Below are 26,451 nucleotides of genomic sequence, written 5' to 3'. Positions count from 1 at the left end.
TGAAATAATGCCTGAATTGCCGGAAGTGGAAGGGGTTGTTCGGGCGCTTGCCCCAAATATAGAAGGGAAATCGATTCTGGAAGCGACCTTGTCGGAAACCGTTTGCGAAGCTCACCGGCAAGGTAAGCAATGTATTGTGAAAAATATGGAGCCGGCGGACTTTGAAAGGAAAATGCGCGGCATGACGGTCAAAAAGCTGAGCCGGCGGGCCAAGTACATTTTCTTTGATTTGGAAAAAAATAATGAAACATTCCTGATGGTCAATCATTTAGGCATGACAGGCGCCTGGTTTATCGTCCAACATGAAAATGAAATCCTGGAGGAAAAGTTCCGGAATCATATTCATGCAAAGTTTTCGTTGTCAACAGGAGAGCTTCTCATCTTTTCGGATATACGGAGATTTGGAGAGTTCCGGTTGCTTGGAACCATTGATGAGCATCCGCCGCTTCTTCAGATGGCTCCGGAACCATTTGATGATCAGGCGTTAGACTATTTTTTGGAAAAATGCGGTCTTCCGAAATATAAAAACAAGCCGATCAAGGAAGTCATTATGGATGGACAAGTGATTTCCGGCTGCGGCAACATTTATGCGACGGAAGCCCTCTTTCGCGCAGGCGTCCATCCAGCGAGAAAAGCGGGAAGAATCAGCAAAAAAAGAAAGATCGACTTGTTTGAAGCCATTAAAAATGTGTTATCGGAAGGAATCGAAATGGGAGGTTCAACGATTTCCGATTACCGGAACATCAATGGGGAAGCAGGCGGAATGCAGCACAGGCTGAAGATGTATGGCAAAAAGGTTTGCCCAAACTGTTCCGCGAAAACAAAATCCATGATAATTGCGGGAAGAACAAGCGTCTATTGTCCAAAGTGCCAACATTAGAAAGGTGTTTATGTATGATTATCGGTTTAACGGGTAGCATTGCCAGCGGGAAAAGCACTGTAAGCAAGATGTTAAAAGAATACGGATTTCCAATCGTTGATGCGGATGTGGTGGCGCGCCAGGTGGTGGAACCCGGCAGTGAAACGTTGAATAAAATTGCCGAGGCTTTTGGAAAAGAAGTTTTGACAGAGACAGGGGAGCTTGACCGGAAAAAGCTTGGCTCCATCATCTTCAACGATGAAGAAAAGCGGCAGCTGTTAAACAGCATCATCCATCCGGCCATCCGCAAAGAAATGCTCCGGCAGCGGGATGAATATCTTGCAAAAGGCGAGAAAACGGTCATTATGGACATCCCCTTATTATTTGAAAGCAAATTGCAGCATTTTGTTGATAAAATTTTGGTTGTGGCCGTATCGGAAGAGGTGCAATTGGAGAGATTAATGAAAAGAAATCAATTATCCGAGGAAGAAGCAAAAGCGCGCATCCGTTCCCAGCTGCCGATGCCGGTGAAAGTGCAGGGAGCCGATGCGGTGATTGACAATAACGGCACCATTGAAGAAACCCGCCGGCAGCTTGAAAAAATTTTGAAAGAATGGGGAGTCCTTTAATCGGAGAAAATTTTTCTTCCATCCCATGGCGGGCAAATCGTCAACATAGGTCTCATCCCATGTTGCCAATGCGTTTTTTTCAATTTATGAGGAAGCATTATCCGTACTTTCGGCTTTTTTTCAGAAAATAATGATTTTTTAATTCTTATAATTGTTGGTACACGATTATTCATAATATGCTATACTAATTGAGAAATAGTAAACATAATTGAAGTAAAATAGGAGGCTATATAATGACAGTTTCGATTGCAATAAACGGCTTTGGTCGAATTGGTCGTATGGTATTCCGACAAGCAATTGTTCAAGATGATTTAAATATAGTAGCAGTGAATGCAAGCTACCCTGCAAAAACTTTGGCACACATGGTCAAATATGATTCCATCCATGGACATTTTGAAGGAACTGTTGAATATGAAGAAGATGCATTAATCGTGAACGGCAAGCGTGTGCAACTTGTTGCCGAACGCGATCCTGCGAAATTGCCATGGAAAGATCTTGGAGTAGACATTGTCATCGAAGCAACAGGCAAATTTAATGACCGTGAAAAAGCGGCTCTTCATTTGCAAGCCGGTGCGAAAAAAGTTATCCTGACAGCTCCAGGAAAAAATGAAGATGTAACGATTGTTGTTGGAGTGAACGATCACGTATTGGATGTGTCAAAACACGATATCATTTCCAATGCTTCTTGTACGACAAACTGCCTGGCTCCAGTTGTAAAAGTGCTTCATGAAGAGTTTGGCATCGAAAACGGTTTAATGACAACTGTTCACGCATACACAAACGATCAGAAAAACCTGGATAACATGCATAAAGATTTGCGCCGTGCACGGGCATGCGGCCAAAGCATCATTCCGACAACTACAGGCGCGGCAAAAGCGTTGGGCAAAGTCATTCCTGAGCTGCAAGGCAAAATTCACGGCCTAGCTCTTCGCGTGCCAACGCCAAACGTCTCCTTGGTGGATTTGGTGGTCGATCTTAAACAGGATGTAACGGCTGAACAAGTAAATGAAGCTTTCAAAAAAGCAAGCGAAGGCCCATTAAAAGGAATTTTGAATTACTGCGAAGAACCTCTTGTATCTGTTGATTACAATACAACAACTTACTCATCCACTATTGACGCGCCTCTCACAATGGTTATGGGAACTAGAAAAGTGAAAGTAATGGCATGGTACGATAATGAATGGGGCTATTCGGCACGCGTAATCGATTTGACAAAAAAAGTGGTAAAAGCGCTTGAAGCCGTAACTGCATAATGATCCGTTCCTGGTTCGTGTAGACGGAGTCCATCGGGCTTTGTCTACACTTTTTATTTTCAAAGCGGAACCGTTCCCTTCGAATAAATCATGAAAATTTTTTTATCGGATCCTCGATTTTTTCTTGCAAATATATTAAAATAACAACTTATGAATTTGTTATCAAGATTGTACATATGGGAAAAGTGATACATTTGATGTGTTTTGATATAATATTCAATAAGAAACTAGGCAGGGAGAAATTTTTATGAGATGTCCAAGTTGTCATCATAATGGAACACGTGTGATTGATTCGAGACCTGTTGATGATAATAAAGAGATTCGCAGACGGCGTGAATGCGAATCATGCGGATACCGTTTCACCACTTTTGAAAAAGTGGAGGAAACGCCATTGATTGTTGTCAAAAAAGATGGTTCAAGGGAAGAATTTAGCCGGGAAAAAGTGTTGAGAGGGCTGATTCGCGCTTGCGAAAAACGCCCTGTTCCGTTAGAACAACTTGAACAAATCGTTTATGATATTGAAAAAGAATTAAGAAGAATAGGAAATTCGGAAGTGCGCTCGGTGGATGTCGGGGAAATGGTAATGGATGAGCTGGCAAAAATTGATGAAGTGGCTTATGTACGTTTCGCTTCCGTCTACCGCCAGTTTAAAGACATTAATGTATTTATGGAAGAATTGACCGAATTATTGAACCGGCAATCTAAAAAGTAGCGATAGGGGGAGCAATAATGGTTCATTTGTATAAAGAGCTGCAACCCAAGGATCATTTTGACATCATCCTCCCTCATTTATCTTCCCATGACCGGCAGCTGTTGACGTTGTTTTATCAGCCTCTCACAGGCCCGGAACCGATCAGCTTGTATCTGACTTTATGGGCGGAAGGGGAAGATCCCCAAAAAGAGCCTTTGACCCATTACTATTTAATGAACGTGCTGGATATGCCGATCGGAAAAGTTTTTCAGGCGCGCATTTCTTTGGAGGCGATTGGACTACTAAGATCGTATCGGAAAGATGACGGGGAAAACCGTTCTTTTCTCTATGAGCTGGTGCGTCCACTCGATGCGGAAACCTTTTTTCAGGATCCGCTTCTATCGATGTTTTTATTCAGCAAAATTGGCGAACACGCTTACCGCAAGCTGCGCAAACGGTTCATCAATCGTTTCGATAAAGAATCGTACCGGGAAGTATCCCGAACGTTCATGGATGTCTATAAACCCGTCCACACAAATGTTCCGCAAGAATTCATCGAGCATCACGTGGAAACCAATAAACGGAATTACCCGTTTTATTACGAACAATTTGATTTTGATTTATTGCAAGCCGGGCTGTCGGAGCAATTGATTCCTTCCAGGGTATTTACCCTTGAAGTGAAAGAATGGATTGCGAAGCTCGCCTTTCTTTATCAGCTATCCCCGCTGGATATGCAAAAAATTGTGATATTGGCCATTGACGATGAAATGCGCATATCGCTGGAACGTTTAAAGAAAGCGGCAGCGGATTACTATAAATTGACCGTTTCAAAAGAAGTGCCGACATTTGAAAAAACATTCGAAACGGATCAACAGGAAGAAAACCGGCATCAGCCGGCAACTAAAGAAGAGGAGCTGATCCATTATCTTGAAACGACACCGCCGATTCAAGTGTTGCGGGATATAAACAACGGAAAGGAACCGGTGCCGTCTTCCGTCGAGCTGGCTGAAGATTTGATTTTGAAGCATGGAATGCCTGTCGGTGTTGTCAATGTCCTGCTGGAATATGTCATGCTGACGACAGATATGAAACTGCCCCGCAAATATGTGGAACGGATTGCGGACCACTGGATGCGAAAAAATGTTCGGACGGCGAAAGAAGCAATGGAACTCGCCCGTACCGAACGTGACCAATATATGAAATGGAAACTTGAAAACGAAGCCAAGAAATCATCCGCTGCAGGCTATAAAAAGCCTTCGCACAAAATTATCCGGGAAGAAAAAGTGCCGGACTGGTTCTATAAACGAAATGAACCCGAACCTGAGAAAGATAATGGCCCTTCAAAAGAAATCAATTTCGAGGAAGAACGAAGAAAAATTTTGCAAAAACTTGGTGTTTTAGACGGGTAGGTGAACGACAATCGAATCGATCAAAAAAGCATTGGAAAAATTTCAAATACCGTCCTTCGAAGAACGATACAATGCCATTCGGAATCAAATTTTAGAGCATCCGGACGTCCAAAAGTTTTTGGCGGAACATGATGATGTCGTCAACAAAGACATGGTGGAGCGGAGTTTGCCGAAGCTGTATGAGTACATCAGCCAATCCAGCGAATGCTGCAATTGCGGATCAACGGAGCAATGCACCAATTATTTAAAAGGATTTATACCCAAATTATGCATTGCCCATAATTCCATCGATGTGGAATATGAGCGCTGCAAGCAAAAAATGATAGAGGATGAGCGTAGAGAAATCGAATCGATGATTTCGAGCATGCATATGCCGAAAGACGTGTTATCCGCCACTTTAAAAGATTTATATATTGATGATACGTCCCGTGTGGAAATTGCCAATTATGCCGCCGACTTTATCGCCCATTACAAAAATACGGGGGAACTGCCGAAAAAAGGATTTTATCTGTATGGAGAATTTGGCGTCGGGAAATCCTTTGTTTTAGGGGCGATCGCCAATGAACTGGCAACTCTGAAAGTCGCTTCCGTGCTTGTGTTTGTTCCGGAATTTTTGCGGGAATTAAAAAATTCCATCCACGATCAGACGCTGCAGGAAAAAATCGACTATGTGAAGCAGGCTCCGGTTTTAATGCTCGATGATATCGGTGCGGAGACACTCACCAGCTGGACAAGGGATGAAATTTTAGGCCCGATTTTGCATTACCGGATGAGCGAGCAGCTGCCGACTTTTATCACATCCAATTTTGACTACGACGGTTTGGAACATCATTTGGCGCAGAACTCCCGTGGTGATGTGGAGGTAGTAAAAGCTGCGAGAATTATGGAGCGGATCAAAGCGGTGACCGTTCCGATCCGCATGACCGGCAAAAACCGCAGAAGATAGGCGAAAGATTATTTCCATGGTTGCATTTCTCAAATTCTCGGCGTATACTTTCAATTGTAGTGATATATTTCAGAAGCGGTGAAGAGGATACGAAGTTTGTGAGACGGCTGATAGAGAGGGAAACCTAGGCTGGAAGTTTCCTAGTACGACGCAACACTTTACTACCTCGGAGCTTTGGCGGGGTAAAATCCGCCAACGGACATCGGTACGTTACACCGGCCCAGAGCTTCGTCTGAAACGTTGTTTTCGGAAGGAAGAAGGGTGGAACCACGAGCGAGCGCGTCGTCCCTTTATTGGGATGACGTTTTTTATTTTAGATTGGCCTCCTGGATTGGAGGATTATGAATAAGAAGACATGCCAAATAAAATAGAGTAAAGGAGAATGATTATGGCTGAAGTGATTCAATTGACATTCCCTGATGGAGCTGTAAGGGAGTACCCTAAAGGTGCAACGACGGAAGACGTGGCAGCCTCCATCAGCCCTGGACTGAGAAAAAAAGCGCTTGCTGGAAAAATCAACGGAAAATTAATAGATTTAAAAACGCCGATTGACCAAGATGGCGCCATTGAAATTGTAACGCCTGACCATGAAGATGCCCTTGAGATACTCCGACATTCCACTGCCCATTTGACAGCCCAGGCGGTGAAACGGTTGTTTCCTGGTGCAAAATTGGGGGTTGGTCCGGTCATTGAAGGCGGATTCTACTACGATATCGACTCACCAACACCAATTACGGCTGATGATCTTCCGAAAATTGAGAAAGAGATGAAAAAAATCATCTCCGAAAACCTTGAAATTGTGCGCAAAGAAGTGACGAGGGAAGAAGCACGCCGCATTTACGAAGAAATCGGTGATGAATATAAATTGGAATTATTGGATGCGATTCCGGAAGGCGAACCGATTTCCATCTACTACCAAGGTGAATTTTTCGATCTTTGCCGCGGGGTCCATGTTCCGTCCACTGGCAAATTAAAAGAGTTCAAATTGCTTTCGTTGGCAGGAGCTTATTGGCGGGGCGATGCCAACAACAAAATGCTTCAGCGCATTTACGGCACAGCGTTCTTTACTAAAGAAGATCTGCAAAACCACTTGAAAATGCTTGAGGAAGCGAGAGAACGCGACCATCGGAAACTTGGAAAAGAATTGGAACTTTTTACTTTATCACCGACAGTGGGCCAAGGCTTGCCAATCTGGCTTCCAAATGGAGCGACAATCCGCCGCATCATCGAACGCTATATTGTTGATAAGGAGCTCAGCCTGGGTTATAAGCATGTTTACACACCTGTGCTTGGTTCCAAACGTTTATATGAAACATCCGGCCATTGGGAGCACTATTCCGAAGACATGTTCCCGCCGATGGAAATGGACAATGAAACATTGGTTCTCCGCCCGATGAACTGCCCTCATCATATGATGGTGTATAAAAGCGGCATGCATTCTTACCGCGAATTGCCGATCCGGATCGCCGAACTTGGCATGATGCACCGCTATGAAGCATCCGGCGGATTGTCCGGATTGCAGCGTGTGCGCGGAATGACTTTAAATGACGCCCACATCTTTGTTCGTCCGGACCAGATCAAAGACGAGTTCAAACAGGTATTAAACTTGATACTTGAAGTATATAAAGACTTCAATATCACGGATTATCGATTCCGTTTATCGTACCGCGATCCTCAGGATAAAGAAAAATATTATGATGATGATGAAATGTGGGAACGCGCCCAAAGCATGTTAAAAGAAGCAATGGATGATCTCGGCCTTGAATATTTTGAAGCGGAAGGCGAAGCGGCATTCTATGGTCCGAAACTTGACGTGCAAGTGAAAACGGCCATCGGCAAAGAAGAAACATTATCGACTGTGCAGTTGGACTTCTTGCTTCCTGAACGTTTCGATCTAACATACATCGGTGAAGATGGGGAAAAACATCGCCCGGTTGTCATCCACCGCGGTGTCGTATCCACAATGGAACGCTTCGTTGCCTTTTTGATCGAAGAGTACAAAGGAGCCTTCCCGACTTGGCTAGCCCCTGTCCAAGTGGTTGTGATTCCGGTATCCAACGAAGTGCATTTTGATTACGCGAAAAAAGTGGAAGAAGAGCTTCGCAAAGCAGGCATCCGCGTTGAATTGGATTTGCGGGAAGAAAAATTGGGCTATAAGATCCGTGAAGCCCAAATCAAGAAAATTCCATACATGTTGGTATTGGGCGATAAAGAAGTGGAAGCGAATGCGGTGAATGTTCGCCGTTACGGTTCAAAAGATTCCAAAATAGTGCCATTTGATCAATTCCTTGAAGAAATCAAAAAGGATGCACGAGTGTAAAAATCCATCAGGCAGGGATGCCCTTCAGACCAAGGGCCTTCCCTGCGCCTCCTTTGAAAATGTCCGATGGAAGCAATGGTTTATTCTTTTCTGACGCGCTCATATTTTATGTAAAGAATAAAAAAACTTGACATCCGATACTATGAATGTTACGATAACAAAGGTTAAGAATACAAGCTAATGGTTGAAAGCAGAGGCTGCCCGCTTCTCACCTGTTCGACGCATTGGGGCTGTTGACAGGTTTGGAAAATGTGAAAAGTGAATACGCTTTTTTTGCGTATTTTTCGGCGGGCGGACATCTTCTGAAATGTCCGTCTTTTTTTGTGGACATAACAGAACAACAGCAACATTTCAACCGGGGATTTTCAAACTGTGTATTCGCGACATAACCTTGGAGGTGGATTTTTATTAGCAAAGAGTTGTACGTAAACGAAGGGATACGTGCACGTGAACTTCGTGTCATTGATCAGAACGGTGAACAAATCGGAATTTTATCCCGCAATGAAGCTTTGGAAATGGCTGCTCGCGTAAACTTGGACCTTGTTCTTGTAGCCCCTCAAGCGAAGCCGCCTGTTGCCCGGATCATGGACTACGGCAAGTTTAAGTTTGAGCAGCAAAAGAAAGAGCGTGAAATCCGCAAAAATCAAAAAGTCATCCATATGAAAGAAGTTCGTTTAAGTCCGACGATTGACGAACATGACTTCCAAACAAAACTTCGAAACGCAATCAAATTCCTTCAAAAAGGGGATAAAGTAAAATGTACTTTGCGTTTCAAAGGACGCGCGATTACGCATACAGACATTGGACAACGGGTGTTGGACCGTTTTGCCGAAGAATGTGCTGAATATGCTACGGTGGAACAAAAGCCGAAGTTGGAAGGCCGCAGCATGTTTTTAATCCTTGCCCCAAAAACGGAAAAATAAGATTACGAAATAAGGTTTAGGAGGAAATACTATGCCAAAAATGAAAACTCATCGTGGCGCAGCTAAGCGTTTCAAAAGAACAGCTACAGGTAAATTCAAATTTGACCGTGCTTACGGCAGCCACTTAGCTGCAAGCAAAACAACGAAACAAAAACGTCAATTGCGCAAAGCAAAAGTAATGACTGCAGGCGACTATAAACGCATTAAATCTTTACTAGCATACAAAAAATAATCGGAACGTTTGATAAAATTTTCGAAAGAATAGCAGGAGGTAATTTACTATGCCACGCGTAAAAGGTGGAAATGTAGCGCGCAAGCGTCGTAAAAAAGTGTTGAAATTAGCAAAAGGTTATTTCGGTTCAAGACATACTTTATATAGAACAGCAAACCAGGCGGTAATGAAATCCGGTCTTTATGCATACCGTGACCGCCGTCAAAGAAAACGCGATTTCCGCAAATTGTGGATCACGCGCATCAATGCGGCTGCACGCCAAAACGGCCTTTCTTACAACCGCTTAATGTACGGCTTAAAACAAGCGGGAATCGAAGTAAACCGCAAAATGTTGGCTGATTTGGCAGTAAACGATGCAAAAGCTTTCGCGCAACTTGCCGAAGAAGCGAAAAAAGCGATTGCGAAATAACAATTGATTGATTCATGAATGAACGGAAACAATTTCAGAGGCTGGTAGGGAAATCCTATCAGCCTTTTTCATTCAAGGAGAAGCCCGGATGAAAGAAATGATCGTTATTTACTTTATCAGTATTTCCGCGATTTGTTTTGCATTGATGGGAATTGATAAATCGAGGGCGAAAAGAAAGAAGTGGCACATTTCCGAAAAGGCGCTGCTGATGTCGGCAATCTTGGGAGGAGCTTGCGGGGGGCTGATCGCAATGGTCTTGTTCCGGCATAAAACCAAACATGCCATCTTTGCTTTGGGACTGCCATTGCTTGCCATCGCACAAATTTGCTTCTTCTTCTATTTCTGAACGCCGACAGCGCTTTATCCTCAAGTTCAAGCGGGTCATGTCCTGCAATAGAACATAACCCGCTGGAAGTTGGGGAGCTTTTCAAGCATGCAGAGCCGATCTGCACGGCTGACTATTTTTCTTTGTCCTCCTTCATCAATTGTTCAATGGGATTTTTCCAATTGATTTTCGCTTTCGGATAATTCATTAAAATTTCCTTCTCCAAAAATTTAAAATCTTCTTTCGTCAATCCTTGGAGCTTTGCCGGATCATGAACCCAGACGAAAATGGAAACCACTTCAAAGGCGTCATCCGTTGTCCCTAAATATTTTTCACCTTCGAACATGGCCCCTTTATACGTAATGAAGAAATTTTTTCGCACGTTTTTGACATCATCATAAAAATAATATTGTCCCTTTTCATGGGCTTCATCCAATTTGCGTTTAGGATCCGTCAAGTAACGGAAAGCTTTATAAAACAAATAGATAATGACGAGTATGATAATAATACGCAGAAGAAGAGCCATAAAAAGTTCCCCCTTGTATAAAAGGTATTATATCCTATACGATTAAGATAGAAAATAAGTTTCATTTTTTATGGAAAATGAGGGATGGCATCTATGGAATTTATCGAACTGTTCGACATGCAAGCACAACTCGATTCATTCATACAAAAAAATCAGCAAGTCAACCGGGATGTGTTTTTGGAAAAAGGATTGGCGTTGACGATTGAGCTGGCGGAGTTGGCGAATGAAACCCGCTGTTTTAAATATTGGAGCACGAAAGGTCCTTCCGAACGGGAAGTGTTATTGGAGGAATTTGTGGATTCCATTCATTTTCTGCTTTCATTGGGAAATGAAAAAGGCTACCGGCTTCATGCATGGCCGGAAGTGAAGCGGAAGGAAGATTTGACGACATGGTTTTTAAAAACCCAGGAGGCTATTTTGACCTTTATTCATCATCCAACCGAGGAGCATTATCTGAAAGTTTGGCAATATTACGGAGTGCTCGCCTATAATTTGGGTTTTACATTGGAGGATATTATAAAGGCATATATTGCGAAAAATGAAAAAAATTATGAGCGGCAACGCAATGGTTACTAAGGAGGAAGAAAAAATGGATGAAACTTTGCAAATGCTGAAAGATTTGACGGACGCAAACGGCATAGCCGGCAACGAAAAAGCGCCGAGAGCGGTCATGAAAAAGTATATCGAGCCTTTTGCGGACAACATTGAGTATGATAATTTGGGAAGTTTGATTGCGGTAAAGCGCGGCGATGAAAAGGGCCCAAAAATTATGATGGCCGGCCATTTGGATGAAGTCGGGTTCATGGTGACACAAATTGATGACAAAGGATTTATTAAATTCCAAACAGTCGGCGGCTGGTGGGCCCATGTCATGCTTTCGCAACGGGTGACGATCACAACCCGTTCAGGGGAAGAAATCATCGGCGTCATCGGTTCAAAACCGCCGCATATTTTGTCGCAGGAACAAAGAAAGAAAACGGTTGAAATCAAAGACATGTTCATTGATGTGGGCGCGACATCAAAAGAGGAAGCGGAAAGCTGGGGAATACGCCCAGGGGATATGATTACGCCGTATTTTGAATTCAATGTGATGAAAAACGAAAAAATGCTCCTTGCAAAAGCCTGGGACAACCGGATCGGCTGCGCCATTGCCATCGAAGTGTTGAAGCGCTTGAAAAACGAAAAACATCCAAACATTGTATATGGAGTAGGCAATGTGCAGGAAGAAGTGGGCTTGCGCGGCGCCAAAACATCCACTTTCAAAATACAGCCGGACATCGGTTTTGCAGTGGATGTGGGGGTTGCCGGGGATACGCCGGGAATCACTTCAAAAGAAGCGATGTCAAAATTGGGGGCAGGGCCGCAAATCATTATCTATGATGCTTCGATGGTTTCCCATAAAGGGTTGCGGGATTTCGTCATCGAAGTGGCGGAAGAGAACAACATCCCATATCAATTTGAAGCAATGCCGGGAGGAGGAACGGATGCCGGATCCATCCATTTGACAGGCAGCGGAGTGCCGACCCTTTCCATTGGCGTTGCCACTCGTTATATACACTCCCATGCGTCCATCTTGCACCGCGACGATTTTGAAAACACGGTCAGATTGATGGTGGAAGTGGTAAAACGGCTTGACTGGGATGCCGTGAATAAAATCAAGTTTGAATGAGAGGATTCATATTTTCTCTCTTTTTTGTTTTTTGGAACAATAAAGAAAAGATTTATGCATAAACTGTCCATTTTTTGCCGCAAAGAATACGAATATTTATGAGTGTTTTTCTTGATACAGTATGAATATAATTGTATTTTTATTCTTATTGTTTGAATATTTCTTTAATTGAATAAAAATAAAAAAATAATAAAAATGCACTTGATTTTATAAATATGCAATTGTATAATGAAGACATCTAACGATAAAGGAGCGGAACTTGATTGATGAAATTGTTGGAGGAAGTGCAGCTACAGCCCGTTTCCAGTCTGAAGGGCAAAGATTTGCTTACGCTGCTTGATTATACAAGTGAAGAAGTGCAAGAGCTGATCAGCCTTGCATCAAAAATGAAAAAAATCACGAAAAACGGCAGATGTCCAAAGTTGTTGGAAGGAAAAATCCTCGGAATGATTTTCGAGAAAAACTCAACCCGTACGCGCATTTCCTTTGAAGTGGGAATGCATCAGTTGGGAGGGAAAGCCATATTCCTTCATGCGCGGGATATGCAGCTTGGACGCGGAGAACCAATTTCCGATACAGGTTTGGTATTATCAGGCTATTTGGATGGGATTATGATCCGCGCCAACTCCCACAAAATGGTGGAGGAATTGGCGGAGTATGCAACGATTCCGGTCATTAACGGATTAACAGACCTCTATCATCCATGCCAGGCTTTGGCCGATCTTGAGACGATCGTTGAAAATAAAGGAACATTCAAAGGATTAAAAACTGCATATGTCGGAGACGGGAATAACGTTGCCCACTCATTGGTAGTTGCAGCTGCCCATGTAGGAATGGATATTGCGGTTGCTACGCCAAAAGGCTATGAGCCAAATGAACAGATTGTAAAGAGAGCGCAGGCAATTGCCGAGAAAAACGGCAGCACCATTACAATTACAAATGATCCGGTTGAAGCCGTAAAAGATGCAGATGTCGTGTATACAGATGTATGGACTAGCATGGGCCAAGAAGAGGAAGCTGCACAGCGATTGAAAGATTTCCAAGGTTATCAAATCAATGATGAACTTGTGGCTCATGCAAAACCGGACTTCATGTTCCTGCATTGCTTGCCTGCCCATCGGGAAGAAGAAGTGGCAACATCCGTTATCGACGGTCCGAATTCATACGTCTTCGAGCAAGCAGAGAATAGACTGCATGCTCAAAAAGCAGTTTTACTATCCTTGCTTTCTTAATTTAGGTAAGAAAAGAAAACTAAAGCGTTCTGCCCGGAAGCGGCAGGGGGGCAGAAAACACTTGAAGTTGAAATGGTTTGCTATACGATGTGGTTTTCAGGGTGGGTTGAAACACATCGCTACTATATCAAGACAATCCGGGAGGCGCTGGATTGTCTTTTTTTAGTGTGAACAAACCCATAAAGAAATTGAATCCGGAAGGTATAATGTTAATTGTACAAGGCATAATGACGAAAGAAAATGGTTCCGTTATGATGGAATTGAGAACGAATCATAATGGCGGCCGGGGGTGAGAAGCTTTGGGGATTTATTAATCGATTTACTAAGCGGAAAATCCTTGTTATTAAAAAAAATTAAAGAAGAGAAATGGCAGGATATCAGCGATGTTCACATCACCAATTCGGAATTTTCGATATTGGAAAAGGCTTACAAAAAAAATAAACAGCTGATTTCCCATATCGCAAAACAAGTGGAATTTTCAAGACAGGCAACCCATAAATTCATTAAACAATTGGAAGAAAAACAACTGGTGATCACCAAAAAGGCGAATCTGAGGGATAAATACATCGAACTGACCGGATTGGGAGAAGCGTGTTATGAAAAACATGTCGCGCTAAAAAAAGAATTGGAAAATATGATTGCCGAACAAATCGGTGAAGAAAAATTAAAAAGGTTAAAAGAAATATTAAAGATGGACTGGGGAATATAGCAAAAGGGCTTGGAGATGCTTCTCCAAGCCCTTTAATGTTGAAATGCCTTTGCCAAGGCTTCCGTAAATTTGGAGTGTTCTTCTTCACTCGTGTTTTGCCACCATTTTTCCAATAATACGCCAAGTCCTGGTAGCAGATGTTCATCTCCGCGGGAAATGGCGTCCTGAATGGTTTCCCGAAATTGTTCCGGACCATCCCCTTTTACATTCTCTGTAACTGCATGTCTAATTTGAAAGTCCATACCATTCGCCTCCTCGAGTAGTAGTTTGTTCCACTCGAAGGAGATTATGCGCTTTTTTTGATTTAAAGCTTTTGTCTGACGTTCGCTAAGCCAATTGAAGCATGCGGTCCAGTGCCAATAAAGCGTCTTTTGTAGTTTCGGGATCCACTTTAATCACGTTTCCTTCTTCGCCATTCACAATGATTTCAAGTGCCCAGACAAGATGAGGCAAATCGATCCGGTTCATCGTCAAGCAAGGGCACATATTGTCGTTGAGACAGATAATATGCTTGTCGGGATGTTCGGCAATAATCCGTTTTACAAGGTTCATTTCTGTTCCGATTGCCCAGCTGGAACCTGCCGGCGCCTTTTTGATCGTTTCAACAATATATTTTGTGGAACCGTGATAGTCGCTTGCCTGAACCACTTCAAATGAACATTCGGGATGTACAATGATGTTCATTTCAGGGTATTTTTCCCGCACTTCACGGACATTTTCGATCGTAAATCCTTGGTGGACGGAGCAATAGCCGTCCCATAAAATGATTTTAATGTCCTCTGCATCTCCATCATATTTTAATTCGCCTGCGATCGGATTCCACAATGCCATTTGTTCCAATGGGATTCCCAAATCATAAGCGGTATTTCTTCCTAAATGTTGATCCGGTATGAAGAAAATCCGCTCTTTTTGTGTGAATGCCCATTGCATCATTTTTTTGGCATTGGAAGAAGTGACACAGGCGCCGCCATTTCGTCCGGTGAATGCCTTAATGGCGGCTGTAGAGTTGACATACGTCAAAGGAATGATGGTATCTCCAAAAATGGAAATCAGTTTTTCCCATGCTTCTTCCGTTTGATAAATGTTTGCCATATCCGCCATGGAGCAGCCGGCCCGAAGATCGGGCAAGTACACAATCTGGTCATCGGCTGTCAACATGTCAGCCGTTTCGGCCATGAAGTGCACGCCGCAAAAGACGATATGTTTCGCTTCCCTGTTTTGGGCGGCCGCCTGGGCAAGCTGCAATGAGTCACCGGTTGCATCGGCAAATTGGAAGACTTCATCTTTTTGATAATGATGGGCAGGTATAAACAATTCACTGCCTAGCTGCTCCTTTATTTCGCGAACACGATTTTCCATTTCTTCCCTGGACATGTGCCGATATTTTTCTGGCAACATTCCAAATGTCGGGAGATTGCAAATTGATGTCATACTTCAACGTCCTTTCTTTTGACTAATGCACTAATGTCCAAAGCTTTGACCGAATGGGTGAGCGAGCCGAGAGAAATCCATTCAACGCCCGATTCAGCGTAGCTGCGCAAATTTTCCAATGTGATGCCCCCGGAAGCTTCCGTCGCAATATGTTCCGGGACGAGCGGCAGCCATTCCTTGATTTCTTCCGGAGTGCGATTATCAAACATAATGATATCCGCACCGGCTTCAATGGCCTCCAATAATTGTTCCTTCGTCTCGATTTCCACTTCGACTTTCACCGTATGGCCAATTTTGTATTTGGCCAATTGGACGGCTTTTGAAATGCTTCCGGCAAATGCGATATGATTGTCCTTTAACATGATGCAATCATATAAACCGCTGCGGTGATTGTATGCCCCGCCCGTTCTGACCGCGTATTTGTCGAGCATTCGGAGGCCCGGCATCGTTTTTCGGGTATCGCAAATTTTTGCTCTTGTCCCTTCCGTCAACTCCACCGCTCGCCTTGCATTTGTCGCGATGCCGCTCATCCGCTGAATCAAGTTTAAAATGACCCGTTCACCGCTCAAAAGGCTCCGCAATGAACCTTCTATGACGGCGATTTTGTCCCCTTTGCGGAGTTCTTCCCCGTCATCTTTCAGCAAAGTGACTTCCAGCGCCGGATCGAGCAATCGAAAGCCGGTTTCGATAATATCGGCACCGCAAAAGATGCCGTCTTCTTTTGCATAGAAAGTAAAGGAGCCCTGTTCTTTGGGCGAAAAAATCGTTTCGCTGGACAGGTCGCCATCACCGATGTCTTCATTGAAGAACTGTTTCAGCATTTCTTGCAATTTGATTTTGTTCATAAAGTCCGTCCCTCACATCATGTTTTCCTTGTTTAAAAATAATCCATTTATGTTGCCATTCATCCACTGTGGATGGAAAGTCCTTACGGATATGGGAGCCGCGGGATTCTTCGCGCAAGAGTGCCCCATGTACAATTAATGATGCCGTGATATGCATAAATAGTTGTTCGATTGTTTCCCTGTCTAATGCATCTAAATCAAGGTTTGAAACATCTTCGTACGTTGGCAATTTTTTCAGTAATTCGGCCAGTCCTTCTTTCTCTCTGACAATGCCGGCTTTTGCAAACATTTCTTTTTGCAAAAGACATGGCGGCATTAACGGTGGAAGTTTTGAGGATTTATGGCCGGCTTCACGGATTGTAAAGTTTTTTTGGCTGCTTCCGTATTGAAGCAGGTGTTCGGCCATCAATTTTCCAAACGTCACGCACTCGAGCAGTGAATTGCTGGCAAGGCGATTTGCGCCATGTACGCCTGTACAGGCGGTTTCCCCGACGGCAAAGAGTCTTGGGATGCTTGTCCGTCCATATGCGTCGCTGATGATGCCCCCCATGAGGAAATGGCTTCCGGGAGCGATCGGAATCCGTTTTTTTGATAAATCGATTCCATGCTCTTTGCAAATGCTTGTAATCGTTGGAAACTTATCTTCAAAGTCTTTTATTTTGGAAATATCGATATAAACTTCATGTCCTTTGGCGCGATGTTTATATATTTCGTAGGCGGTAATATGCCGCGGAGCCAAATCTTCCAGAGGATGGACCCCTTTCATGATCCGGTTTCCCTCTTCATCGGCAAAGAAACCGCCGGCTCCCCGGACCGCTTCGGAGACAAGCCCATGGGTCTTGCCGTCCACGTAGATCAAGCTCGGATGGAATTGGACAAATTCCATATCGGTAATTTCTGCTCCCGCAAGATATGCAAGAGCGATACCGTCACCGAAACTATCGGGGCAGTTGGAAGTGTATTCATACAGTGCTCCCGCGCCGCCGGTCGCAACGATGACATAAGAAGCGAGATAGGTTGCATTCCCTTCGCGGGATTTTGTTTTCACCCCGATGCATTCGCCATTTTCATTGATCAGAAGTTGATAGGCCAATTCATGATCATGGATTTTTACGCGTTTAGGCAATGAATCCAGCAAATAGTTTACTAGATGACGCCCGGTCGCGTCCCCTCCGGAATGGATGATCCTTGGTTTGCTGTGGGCTCCTTCAAGCCCGAGGGAAATCGAACCATCGGGAGCGCGGTCCACCGGAAAATGTTGTCCGATTAATTGTTGGATTGTATTCCTTCCTTCTTCCACCAGTTTTTTTACGTTTTCCTCATCATGGTGAAAAACGCCTGCATGGAGCGTGTCTTGCATGTGTAAACTTGTGCCGTCTTCTTTGCCGGTCACCGCCGCGATGCCGCCTTGCGCTTTATAGGAGCTTCCGTTTGTTACATCGCTTTTTGTGATGATATGCACTTGATATTTTTCTGCAAGAATTCTTGCTGTCTGCAGAGCGCCCGCGCCGCTCCCGAGAATGACGATGTCTGTTTTGATCACCATAACGTTACCTTCTTTACAGTTGTCTTGACACTTATATTGACATAAAATAAGGGATAACACAAGCATTTACACACATTATTTTTGTAATGTAATGTATACTAATTGTTCATATTTTTAGCAGAAACGGGGTATATTCATGATTTATTTGGACTATGCTGCCACAACACCTATGATGGATGTAAGCATCGAGGCGTATTGCGCCGCCGCAAGAGAAGCGTTCGGGAATACTTCCAGTCTGCATGACGAAGGAGGAAAAGCGTCATTTTTATTAGAAAGTTCAAGGGACGTGATTGCCAAAAAACTGGGGGTATCCAGAGACGGTGTTATTTTTACGGGGAGCGGTACGGAAGGCAATATTTTGGCAATTTTGTCTTTGGCCCGCGCAGGGGACGGAAAGCATGTCATCACTTCCAGCGCGGAACACACGAGTGTCCATGCCGCAATGAACACCCTTGAGAGGGAAGGCTATGAAATTACAAAACTTCCCCTTTCGGAACAAGGAATTGTGGATGTTGAACTGTTGGAAAAATCAATCCGCCCCGACACATCGCTCATTTCAATTCAACACGTCAATTCAGAAATCGGCTCCATCCAGCCGGTGCTTGAGATTGCAAAAGTTGCGCGGAAATACAATATTCCATATCATGTAGATTGTGTCCAGTCCTTCTGCAAACTGGACGTAACCGAATTTTCAAAATACGTTGACGCCATTACGGTATCCGCCCATAAAATCGGTGGACCAAAAGGCTGTGGTGCGGTATATTTAAATCCGCGCAGAAGAATTTTGCCTCTGTTTCCCGGGGTGACCCATGAAAAAGGATTAAGGGGCGGCACTGTCGATACCCCGGCGGTTTACGCTTTTGCCACGAGTGTAGAACATTATCAATATGATATTAATAAATTTTGGAAGCTAAGAAATCAATTAAAAGCGTCCGTTCAAGGAACAAATTGCTACTTCATCGAAGCGGATGAAGCCCATCAGCTTCCAAGCATATGCGGCATGTGCATTAAAGGGGCGGAAGGGCAGTACGTCATGCTGCGCCTGAATGAAGAAGGGATTTGCATTTCAACGGGAAGTGCCTGCGACATCAACAGCAAATCAGGGACAAAGGCGATCCTTGCGATGGGGCGCAGTCTTTCGGAAGCCCGCACCTTTTTCCGGATCTCCTTTGGTATCCATACAACGGAGGAAGAAATTCAGCAATTAAGAAATGCATTAATTCAAATCGATCAGGAAATCAAAACCATGAAATAAAGGCGGTCTTTGCACAATGAAACGGATTGAATCGGTACAGAATGCGCAGGTCAAGCATTGGAAAAAACTTGTGACTTCAAGAAAAGAGCGGGATAAAACGGGGGAGTATATCGTTGAAGGCTTTCACTTAGTGGAAGAGGCATTGAAAAATAAAGATCAGGTCATACATCTCATTATCCGGGAAGGCACCGCTCTTCCAAGGCAATGGCCGTTGGATGATGTTGCCCTTGTGGAAGTGACGGAAAAGGTGGCGAAGGAAATTGCCGAAACGGAAACTTCCCAAGGAGTCTTTGCCCATTGTAAACAAACGGTATTTACCGGGGCAGATCAGGCAAAATGGACGAAATTGCTCCTGATTGACAGCGTGCAAGATCCCGGGAATATCGGCACAATGATTCGCACGGCCGATGCAGCCGGCATTGACGCTGTCGTTTTGGGAAAAGGGTGCGCGGATGCCTATAATCCGAAAACATTGCGTTCAGCACAGGGCTCCCATTTCCATCTTCCGGTTATTCGTGGCGACTTATCCGAATGGATCGGCATATTAAAGCAGCGGGAAATCCCTGTATATGGAACGGCTCTTGAGAATGCAGTCGATTATCGGGAAGTGGAAAAGCCGGAACGGTTCGCTTTGCTTGTGGGAAATGAAGGAAGCGGCGTCCAAAAGGAGCTTTTGGAGAAAACCGACCAAAATGTGATAATTCCGATTTTGGGACAGGCAGAATCATTGAATGTGGCAGTCGCGGCAGGAATTTTATTGTATAAGTTCATGGAATGAAAATCTCCTGTTTTTTTCTGCCGGAAAGGACATGGAAAGCGCCTATTAATAACGGTCATAAGTTTTTTAATAAAGGAATTGAACCAATATACAAAGGCACCCACTTGAAACAGTTGTTAATTTATCGTAGAATTAACTATGATTTTTCATGGAGCGATTATATTGGAAAAATGCGTTTGTAGCGGGAAGAGTAAATATTCAGGACTGCATTACAGGGAGCGTAAGCCGTGACTGGAAGCTTATGCATGCAGCGAATATTGAAGTTCACCCCGCGAGCAGCATCCGGGACCAGAGAGCATTCTCTGTAAAGGATTGCCGGCGAAATGCCGTTATGCCAATGAAGTGATTGCAGTATTGCAATAACTAGGGTGGTACCGCGAACGTTCCTCGTCCCTTGGTCCGGGACGGGGATTTTTTATTATATGGAACTTTATATCGCTGCCAATCTTAGGAAAAACTAGAATTTACGAATTTCATCCAGGGAAAAATGTGCAAATCCGCATGTCGGACAATTTACAACACTTCAATTTAAGGAGGTTACATGATGGAACAGCAGTTAAAACAAATTGAGCAGGAAGCCATTGCGGAAATTGCTGCTTGTACGGACTTAAAAGAATTGAATGATGTACGAGTTAAGTATTTAGGAAAAAAAGGGTCCATTACGGAAGTGTTGAAAGGGATGGGTAAACTTTCCCCTGAAGAGCGACCAAAAATCGGGGCCCTTGCCAATACGGTGCGTGAGAAAGTAACGCAAGAATTGGAACAACGTGCAAAAGTGCTGGAACAACAACAAATTCAGGAACAGCTGGAAAAGGAATCCGTTGACGTTACGCTTCCGGGACGTAAGGTGCGGACAGGAAACAGACATCCATTGACACGGGTTGTGGAGGAATTGGAAGATTTGTTCATCTCCATGGGATATGAAGTGGCAGAAGGTCCTGAAGTGGAGACGGATTATTACAACTTCGAAGCCTTGAACTTGCCGAAAGGGCACCCTGCCCGCGATATGCAAGACACTTTCTACATTACGGAAGAAACATTGCTTCGCACCCATACTTCACCGGTGCAGGCGAGGACGATGCTTGCGAAAAAAGGAAAACCGTTCCGCATCATTTGTCCGGGAAAAGTGTATCGCCGGGATACAGACGATGCGACCCATTCCCATCAATTTATGCAAATTGAAGGGCTTGTGGTCGGCGAAAATATCCGCATGAGCGATTTGAAAGGTACGCTGGATAAACTGGCGAAAAAAATGTTTGGCGAGGATCGGGAAATCCGCCTGCGTCCAAGTTTCTTCCCATTTACAGAACCGTCGGTCGAAATGGATATATCCTGCTTCCGCTGCGGAGGAAATGGATGCAATGTATGTAAACATACCGGCTGGATTGAAATACTGGGAGCCGGCATGGTTCATCCAAACGTGCTTCAAATGGGCGGCTATGATCCGAAGAAATTCTCCGGCTTTGCCTTTGGTATCGGCGTAGAGCGCATCGCGATGTTAAAGTACGGCGTGGAAGACATCCGGAACTTCTATATCGATGACATTCGATTCTTATCACAATTTCGACGTGCAGAAGGGTAAGGGGGTCACAGCATGTTAGTTTCATTGAAATGGTTGCAAGAATATGTGGATATTGAAGATATATCGCCTGAAGAGTTGGCAGAAAAAATTACTCGTGCCGGAATTGAAGTCGATTCCGTCATCGACCGTTCCCAGGGGATGACCAATATCGTCGTAGGTCATGTATTGTCCAAAGAAAAACATCCGGATGCGGATAAATTAAGCATCTGCAAAGTGGATGTCGGAACGGACGTGCGGCAGATCATTTGCGGCGCGCCAAATGTGGAAGCAGGCCAAAAAGTCATCGTTGCGTTGCCTGGAGCCAAACTTCCAGGGGGCATCAAAATTAAAAAAGCAAAAATGCGCGGCCAAGAATCCAACGGAATGATCTGTTCCTTGCAAGAGCTTGGCATTGAAGGGCGTGTTGTGCCTAAAGCGTTTGCTGACGGGATTTACGTTTTGCCCGATGACGCGGTACCCGGCTCCGATGCTTTGGAACTGATCGGCCTGCGGGATACCGTGTTGGAGCTCGACTTGACGCCAAACCGTTCCGATGCCCTTTCCATGCTCGGAGTGGCTTATGAAGTGGGTGCCATTTTATCACGGGATGTGAATTTTCCGGAAATTAAATATGAAACTTCTAAAGAAAAAGCGGAAGACTACATCAAGGTGCGTGTGGATGCAACGAAAGAAAACCCATTATACGCGGCAAAAGTCATCAAAAATGTCAAAGTGGCAGAATCGCCGTTATGGCTGCAGCATTATTTAATGGCGGCAGGAATCCGGCCGCACAATAACGTTGTCGACATCACAAACTTTGTATTATTGGAGTATGGCCAACCGCTTCATGCATTCGACTACGATTCTTTAGGCACCGGCGAAATCGTCGTCCGTTTGGCGAAAGAAGGAGAAAAAATTGTAACATTGGATGACCAGGAACGGACGCTAAAAAGCCATCATCTTGTCATCACCAACGGCAATGAACCGGTTGCGGTTGCCGGTGTGATGGGAGGCGCCAACTCCGAAGTGACGGAAGACACGACAACGGTAGTCCTTGAAGCCGCTTATTTTGACGGGCTTTCGGTACGCACCACTTCAAAGGATTTAGGTTTGCGTTCCGATTCCTCCGTACGCTTTGAAAAGGGCGTGGATCCAAACCGGGTGCTGGAAGCCCAGGAGCGTGCAGCCCAGCTCCTTTGCGAATTGGCAGGAGGGGAAGTGCTGGAAGGAACTGTGCTTGTGGATGAACTTGATAAAACGCCTGCGCGGATTGTCATTTCCCCGGATGAAATCAATGCAAAATTGGGAATGAAAATTCCGTTGGATGATATGATCTCCATTTTGCAGCGTCTAAAATTTGATGTGGAAGCCAAACGCGGTTTGTTGGTCATCGATGTGCCGACCCGCCGGCAAGATATTAAAATTGAGGAAGATATCATCGAAGAAATCGCAAGACTTTATGGCTACGATGAAATTCCGCTCACTTTGCCGGAAGGAAAAATGCACATCGGAGGATTGACTCCATATCAGCAAAAACGCCGGATTGTCCGCAATTTCTTGGAAGGAGCGGGATTATATCAAGCAATCACTTATTCATTGACTTCGGAAGAATGGTCCCAAAAATTTGCGTTGAAAAAAGAAGAAACGACAAAATTGTTGATGCCGATGAGCGAAGAACGTTCCACTTTGCGTCAAAGCTTGATCCCTCACTTATTGGAAGCGGCAAGCTATAACTTGGCCCGCCAGGCGGACTCTGTAGCTTTATATGAAATCGGTTCGGTGTTCCTCGGAAAAACAGAGGAAGGCTTGCCTTTTGAAGAGGAACATGTGGCTTTTGTCATCACCGGCAAATGGGTGGACGATGCTTGGCTGGGAGATAAACGAAACGCCGATTTCTTCACCGCCAAAGGTATCGTGGAAGGACTTTTGGAAAAACTCGGTTTGACTGAACGGATCACCTATGAAAAAGGAACGATGGAAGGGTTGCATCCTGGACAAACAGCCAATATTTTACTTGACGGAGAACGTGTAGGCATCATTGGGGGCCTTCATCCATCCGAACGTAAAGAATGGGATTTGAAAGAAACATATGTAGTGGAACTAAATCTGCACGCTCTTTTGCGCGCCGAAGCTAAAGGCGTTGAATATGATCCGGTTCCGCGCTTCCCGCTTGTGACACGGGATGTGGCCGTTGAAGTCGACCGCACTGTTCCGGCAGGAGAACTTGAAGCCATCATACGCAATTCCGGAACGAAGTTGTTAAAAGCGGTGAAAGTGTTTGATGTTTATGAGGGGGAAAATATCGAAGCCGGCAAAAAATCCGTCGCCTTCACATTGACATACTTTGATCCGGAAAGAACATTGACGGATGAAGAAGTGGCGAATGCCCATGATAAAGTATTGAACGCTTTAAAAGCGGCCGGCGCTGCCATCCGATAAGGGATCAAAAAAATTGAAATCAATTGATTATTGAGGCTGGAACTTGATTCCGGCCTTTTTTGTTTATTAGAAGTTTTTTTAGGAGCGCATGAGGGAAATATTGTATAATTTTGTTGATGGAAACCAATGGAATAAGGAGTGACCGAGCTTGAAAAAAATCCGAAAGGCCATTATTCCCGCAGCAGGACTGGGTACACGATTTTTGCCGGCTACCAAAGCGATGCCAAAAGAAATGCTGCCGATCGTCGATAAACCGACGATTCAATATATTGTGGAAGAAGCGATTGCTTCAGGCATTGAAGATATCATCATTGTTACCGGGAAAGGGAAGCGCGCGATTGAGGACCATTTTGACCATGCCTTTGAACTGGAAGCAAATTTAATAGAAAAAAAGAAATACGATTTATTGGAAAAGGTGCGTTTTTCCTCCGACATCGATATCCACTATATCCGTCAAAAACAGCCTCTGGGCCTTGGCCATGCCGTCTGGTGCGCCCGCAAATTTATCGGGGACGAACCTTTTGCTGTTTTGCTCGGAGATGATATTGTCCAAAGCGAAGTGCCCTGTTTAAAGCAATTAATCAATCAATACGAGAAAACATATTCCAGCGTCATTGCAGTAATGGAAGTGCCTGACGATGAAATACACCGCTACGGCGTCATTGATCCTGTTTCAACCGATTCCCCTTTAATGCAAGTGAAAAAATTTATGGAAAAGCCATCAAAAAATGAAGCTCCCTCCAATTTGGCAATTATTGGACGATACATTTTAACTCCGGAAATTTTCAGTTTTCTGGAACAAATGAAAATGGGAAAAGGCGGAGAAATTCAGTTGACGGATGCGATTGAAGAATTGAATACCATTCAAAGGGTGTTTGCATACCGCTTTGAAGGGAAACGCTACGATGTCGGAAATCCGTTAGGGTTTATTGAAACAACCATCGATTTTGCGCTGCAGCGGAAGGATTTGGGCGAGGAAGTAAAAAGGTTCATCATTAAAAAGGCTGAAGAGCTTTCTGTTCAAAGTCAAAATTAATAAAAGATGATTTTTTTACGTAAAATGGAAATAGGAATCCGGTTAAGCCGTTTAAGTTTTGAAGAATTTCAGATTTGAAAAGACCATCAGGCTTCCAATAGAGGATGAAGTGAAAAATGATGAGAAATGAGGCAATTCCATTGAGAACTCATCCAGTTCAAACCACATTATTAAATTGCGGCATAAGCAACGAGGTTCTGAATACCTATAAAGAAAGAGTCGAGAGAATTCATTTCGAATTAGAAAACTCCGATGACATGACCGGATGGATTGATTATCCATTGATGGATCATGAACAATTATTCCGTGAAATCGAATCGCTCAAGGAAGAGATTTCCGGAAACGCAGATGTGTTTGTGGTGATCGGGATCGGAGGTTCTTTTTTAGGAGCCCGTGCAGTTCAAGAGGCTTTAACTCCTTACTTTGGTGCCCGGGAAAATGGAACCGAAGTCAAATATGTAGGCCATCATATGAGCGGCGCCTATTTACAGCAATTGCTCCACTATTTGGATGACAAAGAGATATACATCAATGTCGTTTCAAAATCCGGTTCCACGATGGAAACGGCTTTGGCCTTCCGTGTATTGAGGCAATACATGGAAAACCGGTACGGGGATGATGCGGCACAACGCATCATTGTCACAACCGATCCGGAAAAAAGTCCTTTAAAGAGGATTGCGGAAAAAAACGGCTATAGACATTTTGCCGTACCGCCCGATATAGGAGGCAGATATTCGGTTTTTACGCCGGTAGGGTTATTGCCGATTGCCGTGGCAGGAATCAATATCCGATCCTTTATGGAAGGCGCAAGGAACGCCGCTCTGGAATTAAAAGAAAGCGATTTGACCCTCAATCATGCTTATCAATATGCGGTCATCAGAAATAAACTATACAACGAAGGCTATAGTGTGGAAGTCCTCGCTTCCTTTGAACCTGCTTTAAAACAATTCCACGAGTGGTGGAAGCAGCTGTTTGGAGAAAGCGAAGGGAAAGAGGGGAGAGGCATATTCCCGACGTGTCTAACCTTTTCCACGGATTTGCATGCCATTGGCCAATTCATTCAGGAAGGAAGCCCGATCCTGTTCGAAACCCTTCTCCATTTCCAAGAAACAGAAGGGGACTATATTGTGCCGTTTGATCAGCGCAACGAAGATGGTTTAAATTACTTAGCCGGCCGCTCCTTCAATGAAATCAACGCGACATCCAAACAAGGGACGGCATTGGCCCATGCGGAAGGCGGGGTGCCGGTCATCCAGCTGGAAATGAAAAAACTGGATGAATATCATTTGGGTTACCTGATGTATTTTTTCATGAAAGCCTGCGCCATGAGCGCCAAATTAATCGAGGTCAACCCTTTCGACCAGCCGGGAGTGGAAGCGTATAAACGAAAAATGCTTGAGTTGTTAAAAAATCCGAAATAACATAGGG

General features: G+C 44.3%; 26 protein-coding genes and 2 other annotated features. Of the genes, 21 read left to right on the top strand and 5 right to left on the bottom strand.

The window, feature by feature from the left end; translation table 11 throughout:
- Positions 1-7: 7 nt before the first annotated feature.
- The 11 genes from mutM to NST62_RS08555 all read left to right on the top strand — a co-directional run bounded on the left by mutM (position 8) and on the right by NST62_RS08555 (position 10,017).
- Positions 8-880 carry a bifunctional DNA-formamidopyrimidine glycosylase/DNA-(apurinic or apyrimidinic site) lyase gene (gene mutM / locus NST62_RS08605; protein WP_141602384.1) on the top strand — a complete coding sequence of 291 codons (873 nt, stop codon included), beginning with the start codon at positions 8-10 and terminating at the stop codon, positions 878-880.
- Positions 881-894: 14 nt separating this feature from the next.
- The gene (gene coaE / locus NST62_RS08600) at positions 895-1,488 is read left to right on the top strand and encodes a dephospho-CoA kinase (protein ID WP_141602385.1); all 594 of its coding nucleotides are present in this window, start codon (positions 895-897) and stop codon (positions 1,486-1,488) included.
- 233 nt (positions 1,489-1,721) lie between these two features.
- Complete coding sequence (locus NST62_RS08595) at positions 1,722-2,741, top strand: glyceraldehyde-3-phosphate dehydrogenase (protein ID WP_141602386.1); 1,020 nt, start codon at positions 1,722-1,724, stop codon at positions 2,739-2,741.
- A gap of 247 nt (positions 2,742-2,988) precedes the next feature.
- Positions 2,989-3,453, top strand: a complete 465-nt coding sequence (gene nrdR / locus NST62_RS08590; RefSeq protein WP_141602387.1) for a transcriptional regulator NrdR — start codon at positions 2,989-2,991, stop codon at positions 3,451-3,453.
- A gap of 17 nt (positions 3,454-3,470) precedes the next feature.
- Positions 3,471-4,841 (top strand): DnaD domain protein, encoded by a 1,371-nt coding sequence (locus NST62_RS08585; RefSeq protein ID WP_141602388.1) that lies wholly within the window; start codon positions 3,471-3,473, stop codon positions 4,839-4,841.
- 19 nt (positions 4,842-4,860) lie between these two features.
- Positions 4,861-5,787 carry a primosomal protein DnaI gene (gene dnaI / locus NST62_RS08580; RefSeq protein WP_281279209.1) on the top strand — a complete coding sequence of 309 codons (927 nt, stop codon included), beginning with the start codon at positions 4,861-4,863 and terminating at the stop codon, positions 5,785-5,787.
- Positions 5,788-6,175: 388 nt separating this feature from the next.
- Positions 6,176-8,107, top strand: a complete 1,932-nt coding sequence (thrS, locus tag NST62_RS08575; RefSeq protein ID WP_342462816.1) for a threonine--tRNA ligase — start codon at positions 6,176-6,178, stop codon at positions 8,105-8,107.
- A 182-nt stretch (positions 8,108-8,289) separates the two neighbouring features.
- Positions 8,290-8,436: a sequence feature (ribosomal protein L20 leader region), on the top strand.
- 90 nt (positions 8,437-8,526) lie between these two features.
- A complete protein-coding gene (gene infC / locus NST62_RS08570; protein WP_141602391.1) occupies positions 8,527-9,030 on the top strand; it encodes a translation initiation factor IF-3 in 504 nt (167 codons plus the stop codon).
- A gap of 31 nt (positions 9,031-9,061) precedes the next feature.
- Positions 9,062-9,262, top strand: coding sequence for a 50S ribosomal protein L35 (rpmI, locus tag NST62_RS08565; protein ID WP_141602392.1), 201 nt, complete (start codon positions 9,062-9,064; stop codon positions 9,260-9,262).
- A gap of 49 nt (positions 9,263-9,311) precedes the next feature.
- Entirely contained in the window at positions 9,312-9,671 is a 360-nt protein-coding gene (gene rplT, locus NST62_RS08560; protein WP_141602393.1) for a 50S ribosomal protein L20, read from the top strand.
- 88 nt (positions 9,672-9,759) lie between these two features.
- On the top strand, positions 9,760-10,017 hold the full coding sequence (locus tag NST62_RS08555; RefSeq protein ID WP_342462815.1) for a DUF1294 domain-containing protein: 258 nt from the start codon (positions 9,760-9,762) through the stop codon (positions 10,015-10,017).
- 112 nt (positions 10,018-10,129) lie between these two features.
- Here NST62_RS08555 and NST62_RS08550 read toward each other — a convergent pair whose 3' ends face one another.
- Entirely contained in the window at positions 10,130-10,522 is a 393-nt protein-coding gene (locus tag NST62_RS08550; RefSeq protein WP_141602395.1) for a sigma-w pathway protein ysdB, read from the bottom strand.
- Positions 10,523-10,615: 93 nt separating this feature from the next.
- Between NST62_RS08550 and NST62_RS08545 the strand changes: the two genes are divergently transcribed.
- The 4 genes from NST62_RS08545 to NST62_RS08530 all read left to right on the top strand — a co-directional run bounded on the left by NST62_RS08545 (position 10,616) and on the right by NST62_RS08530 (position 14,132).
- Entirely contained in the window at positions 10,616-11,098 is a 483-nt protein-coding gene (locus NST62_RS08545) for a dUTP diphosphatase (protein WP_141602396.1), read from the top strand.
- Positions 11,088-12,191 carry a M42 family metallopeptidase gene (locus NST62_RS08540; RefSeq protein WP_342462814.1) on the top strand — a complete coding sequence of 368 codons (1,104 nt, stop codon included), beginning with the start codon at positions 11,088-11,090 and terminating at the stop codon, positions 12,189-12,191. The genes NST62_RS08545 and NST62_RS08540 overlap by 11 nt, the downstream gene beginning before the upstream one ends.
- 266 nt (positions 12,192-12,457) lie before the next feature.
- Positions 12,458-13,423 carry an ornithine carbamoyltransferase gene (gene argF / locus NST62_RS08535; RefSeq protein WP_141602474.1) on the top strand — a complete coding sequence of 322 codons (966 nt, stop codon included), beginning with the start codon at positions 12,458-12,460 and terminating at the stop codon, positions 13,421-13,423.
- A 289-nt stretch (positions 13,424-13,712) separates the two neighbouring features.
- Positions 13,713-14,132 (top strand): MarR family winged helix-turn-helix transcriptional regulator, encoded by a 420-nt coding sequence (locus NST62_RS08530; RefSeq protein WP_141602398.1) that lies wholly within the window; start codon positions 13,713-13,715, stop codon positions 14,130-14,132.
- A 32-nt stretch (positions 14,133-14,164) separates the two neighbouring features.
- On the opposite strand, the gene sspI is transcribed toward NST62_RS08530, so the two are convergent.
- The 4 genes from sspI to nadB all read right to left on the bottom strand — a co-directional run bounded on the left by sspI (position 14,165) and on the right by nadB (position 17,954).
- The gene (gene sspI / locus NST62_RS08525) at positions 14,165-14,374 is read right to left on the bottom strand and encodes a small acid-soluble spore protein SspI (protein ID WP_141602399.1); all 210 of its coding nucleotides are present in this window, start codon (positions 14,372-14,374) and stop codon (positions 14,165-14,167) included.
- 85 nt (positions 14,375-14,459) lie between these two features.
- A complete protein-coding gene (gene nadA, locus NST62_RS08520) occupies positions 14,460-15,563 on the bottom strand; it encodes a quinolinate synthase NadA (protein ID WP_342462813.1) in 1,104 nt (367 codons plus the stop codon).
- Positions 15,560-16,408 carry a carboxylating nicotinate-nucleotide diphosphorylase gene (nadC, locus tag NST62_RS08515; protein ID WP_141602401.1) on the bottom strand — a complete coding sequence of 283 codons (849 nt, stop codon included), beginning with the start codon at positions 16,406-16,408 and terminating at the stop codon, positions 15,560-15,562. The genes nadA and nadC overlap by 4 nt, the downstream gene beginning before the upstream one ends.
- The gene (nadB, locus tag NST62_RS08510) at positions 16,362-17,954 is read right to left on the bottom strand and encodes an L-aspartate oxidase (RefSeq protein ID WP_342462812.1); all 1,593 of its coding nucleotides are present in this window, start codon (positions 17,952-17,954) and stop codon (positions 16,362-16,364) included. Before nadB ends, nadC begins: the two co-directional genes overlap by 47 nt.
- Before the next feature lie 136 nt (positions 17,955-18,090).
- Between nadB and NST62_RS08505 the strand changes: the two genes are divergently transcribed.
- From NST62_RS08505 to NST62_RS08480, 6 genes are all read left to right on the top strand, one after another.
- Positions 18,091-19,209 carry an IscS subfamily cysteine desulfurase gene (locus NST62_RS08505; RefSeq protein ID WP_141602403.1) on the top strand — a complete coding sequence of 373 codons (1,119 nt, stop codon included), beginning with the start codon at positions 18,091-18,093 and terminating at the stop codon, positions 19,207-19,209.
- A 16-nt stretch (positions 19,210-19,225) separates the two neighbouring features.
- Positions 19,226-19,987, top strand: a complete 762-nt coding sequence (locus NST62_RS08500; protein ID WP_141602404.1) for an RNA methyltransferase — start codon at positions 19,226-19,228, stop codon at positions 19,985-19,987.
- A gap of 166 nt (positions 19,988-20,153) precedes the next feature.
- Positions 20,154-20,385, top strand: a binding site (T-box leader).
- A gap of 146 nt (positions 20,386-20,531) precedes the next feature.
- Positions 20,532-21,569: a phenylalanine--tRNA ligase subunit alpha gene (pheS, locus tag NST62_RS08495; protein WP_342463285.1), complete on the top strand. Its 1,038-nt coding sequence runs from the start codon at positions 20,532-20,534 to the stop codon at positions 21,567-21,569.
- 12 nt (positions 21,570-21,581) lie between these two features.
- Entirely contained in the window at positions 21,582-23,987 is a 2,406-nt protein-coding gene (pheT, locus tag NST62_RS08490) for a phenylalanine--tRNA ligase subunit beta (RefSeq protein WP_342462811.1), read from the top strand.
- Between the two features lie 148 nt (positions 23,988-24,135).
- Positions 24,136-25,023, top strand: a complete 888-nt coding sequence (gene galU / locus NST62_RS08485) for a UTP--glucose-1-phosphate uridylyltransferase GalU (RefSeq protein ID WP_141602407.1) — start codon at positions 24,136-24,138, stop codon at positions 25,021-25,023.
- A 116-nt stretch (positions 25,024-25,139) separates the two neighbouring features.
- Positions 25,140-26,444 carry a glucose-6-phosphate isomerase gene (locus NST62_RS08480; RefSeq protein WP_328219952.1) on the top strand — a complete coding sequence of 435 codons (1,305 nt, stop codon included), beginning with the start codon at positions 25,140-25,142 and terminating at the stop codon, positions 26,442-26,444.
- Positions 26,445-26,451 lie beyond the last annotated feature (7 nt).

Origin of the sequence: Ureibacillus sp. FSL K6-8385 (assembly GCF_038593155.1) — a bacterium.
Lineage (GTDB): Bacteria > Bacillota > Bacilli > Bacillales_A > Planococcaceae > Ureibacillus > Ureibacillus terrenus.
This window is presented reverse-complemented; position numbering and strand designations above follow the sequence as displayed.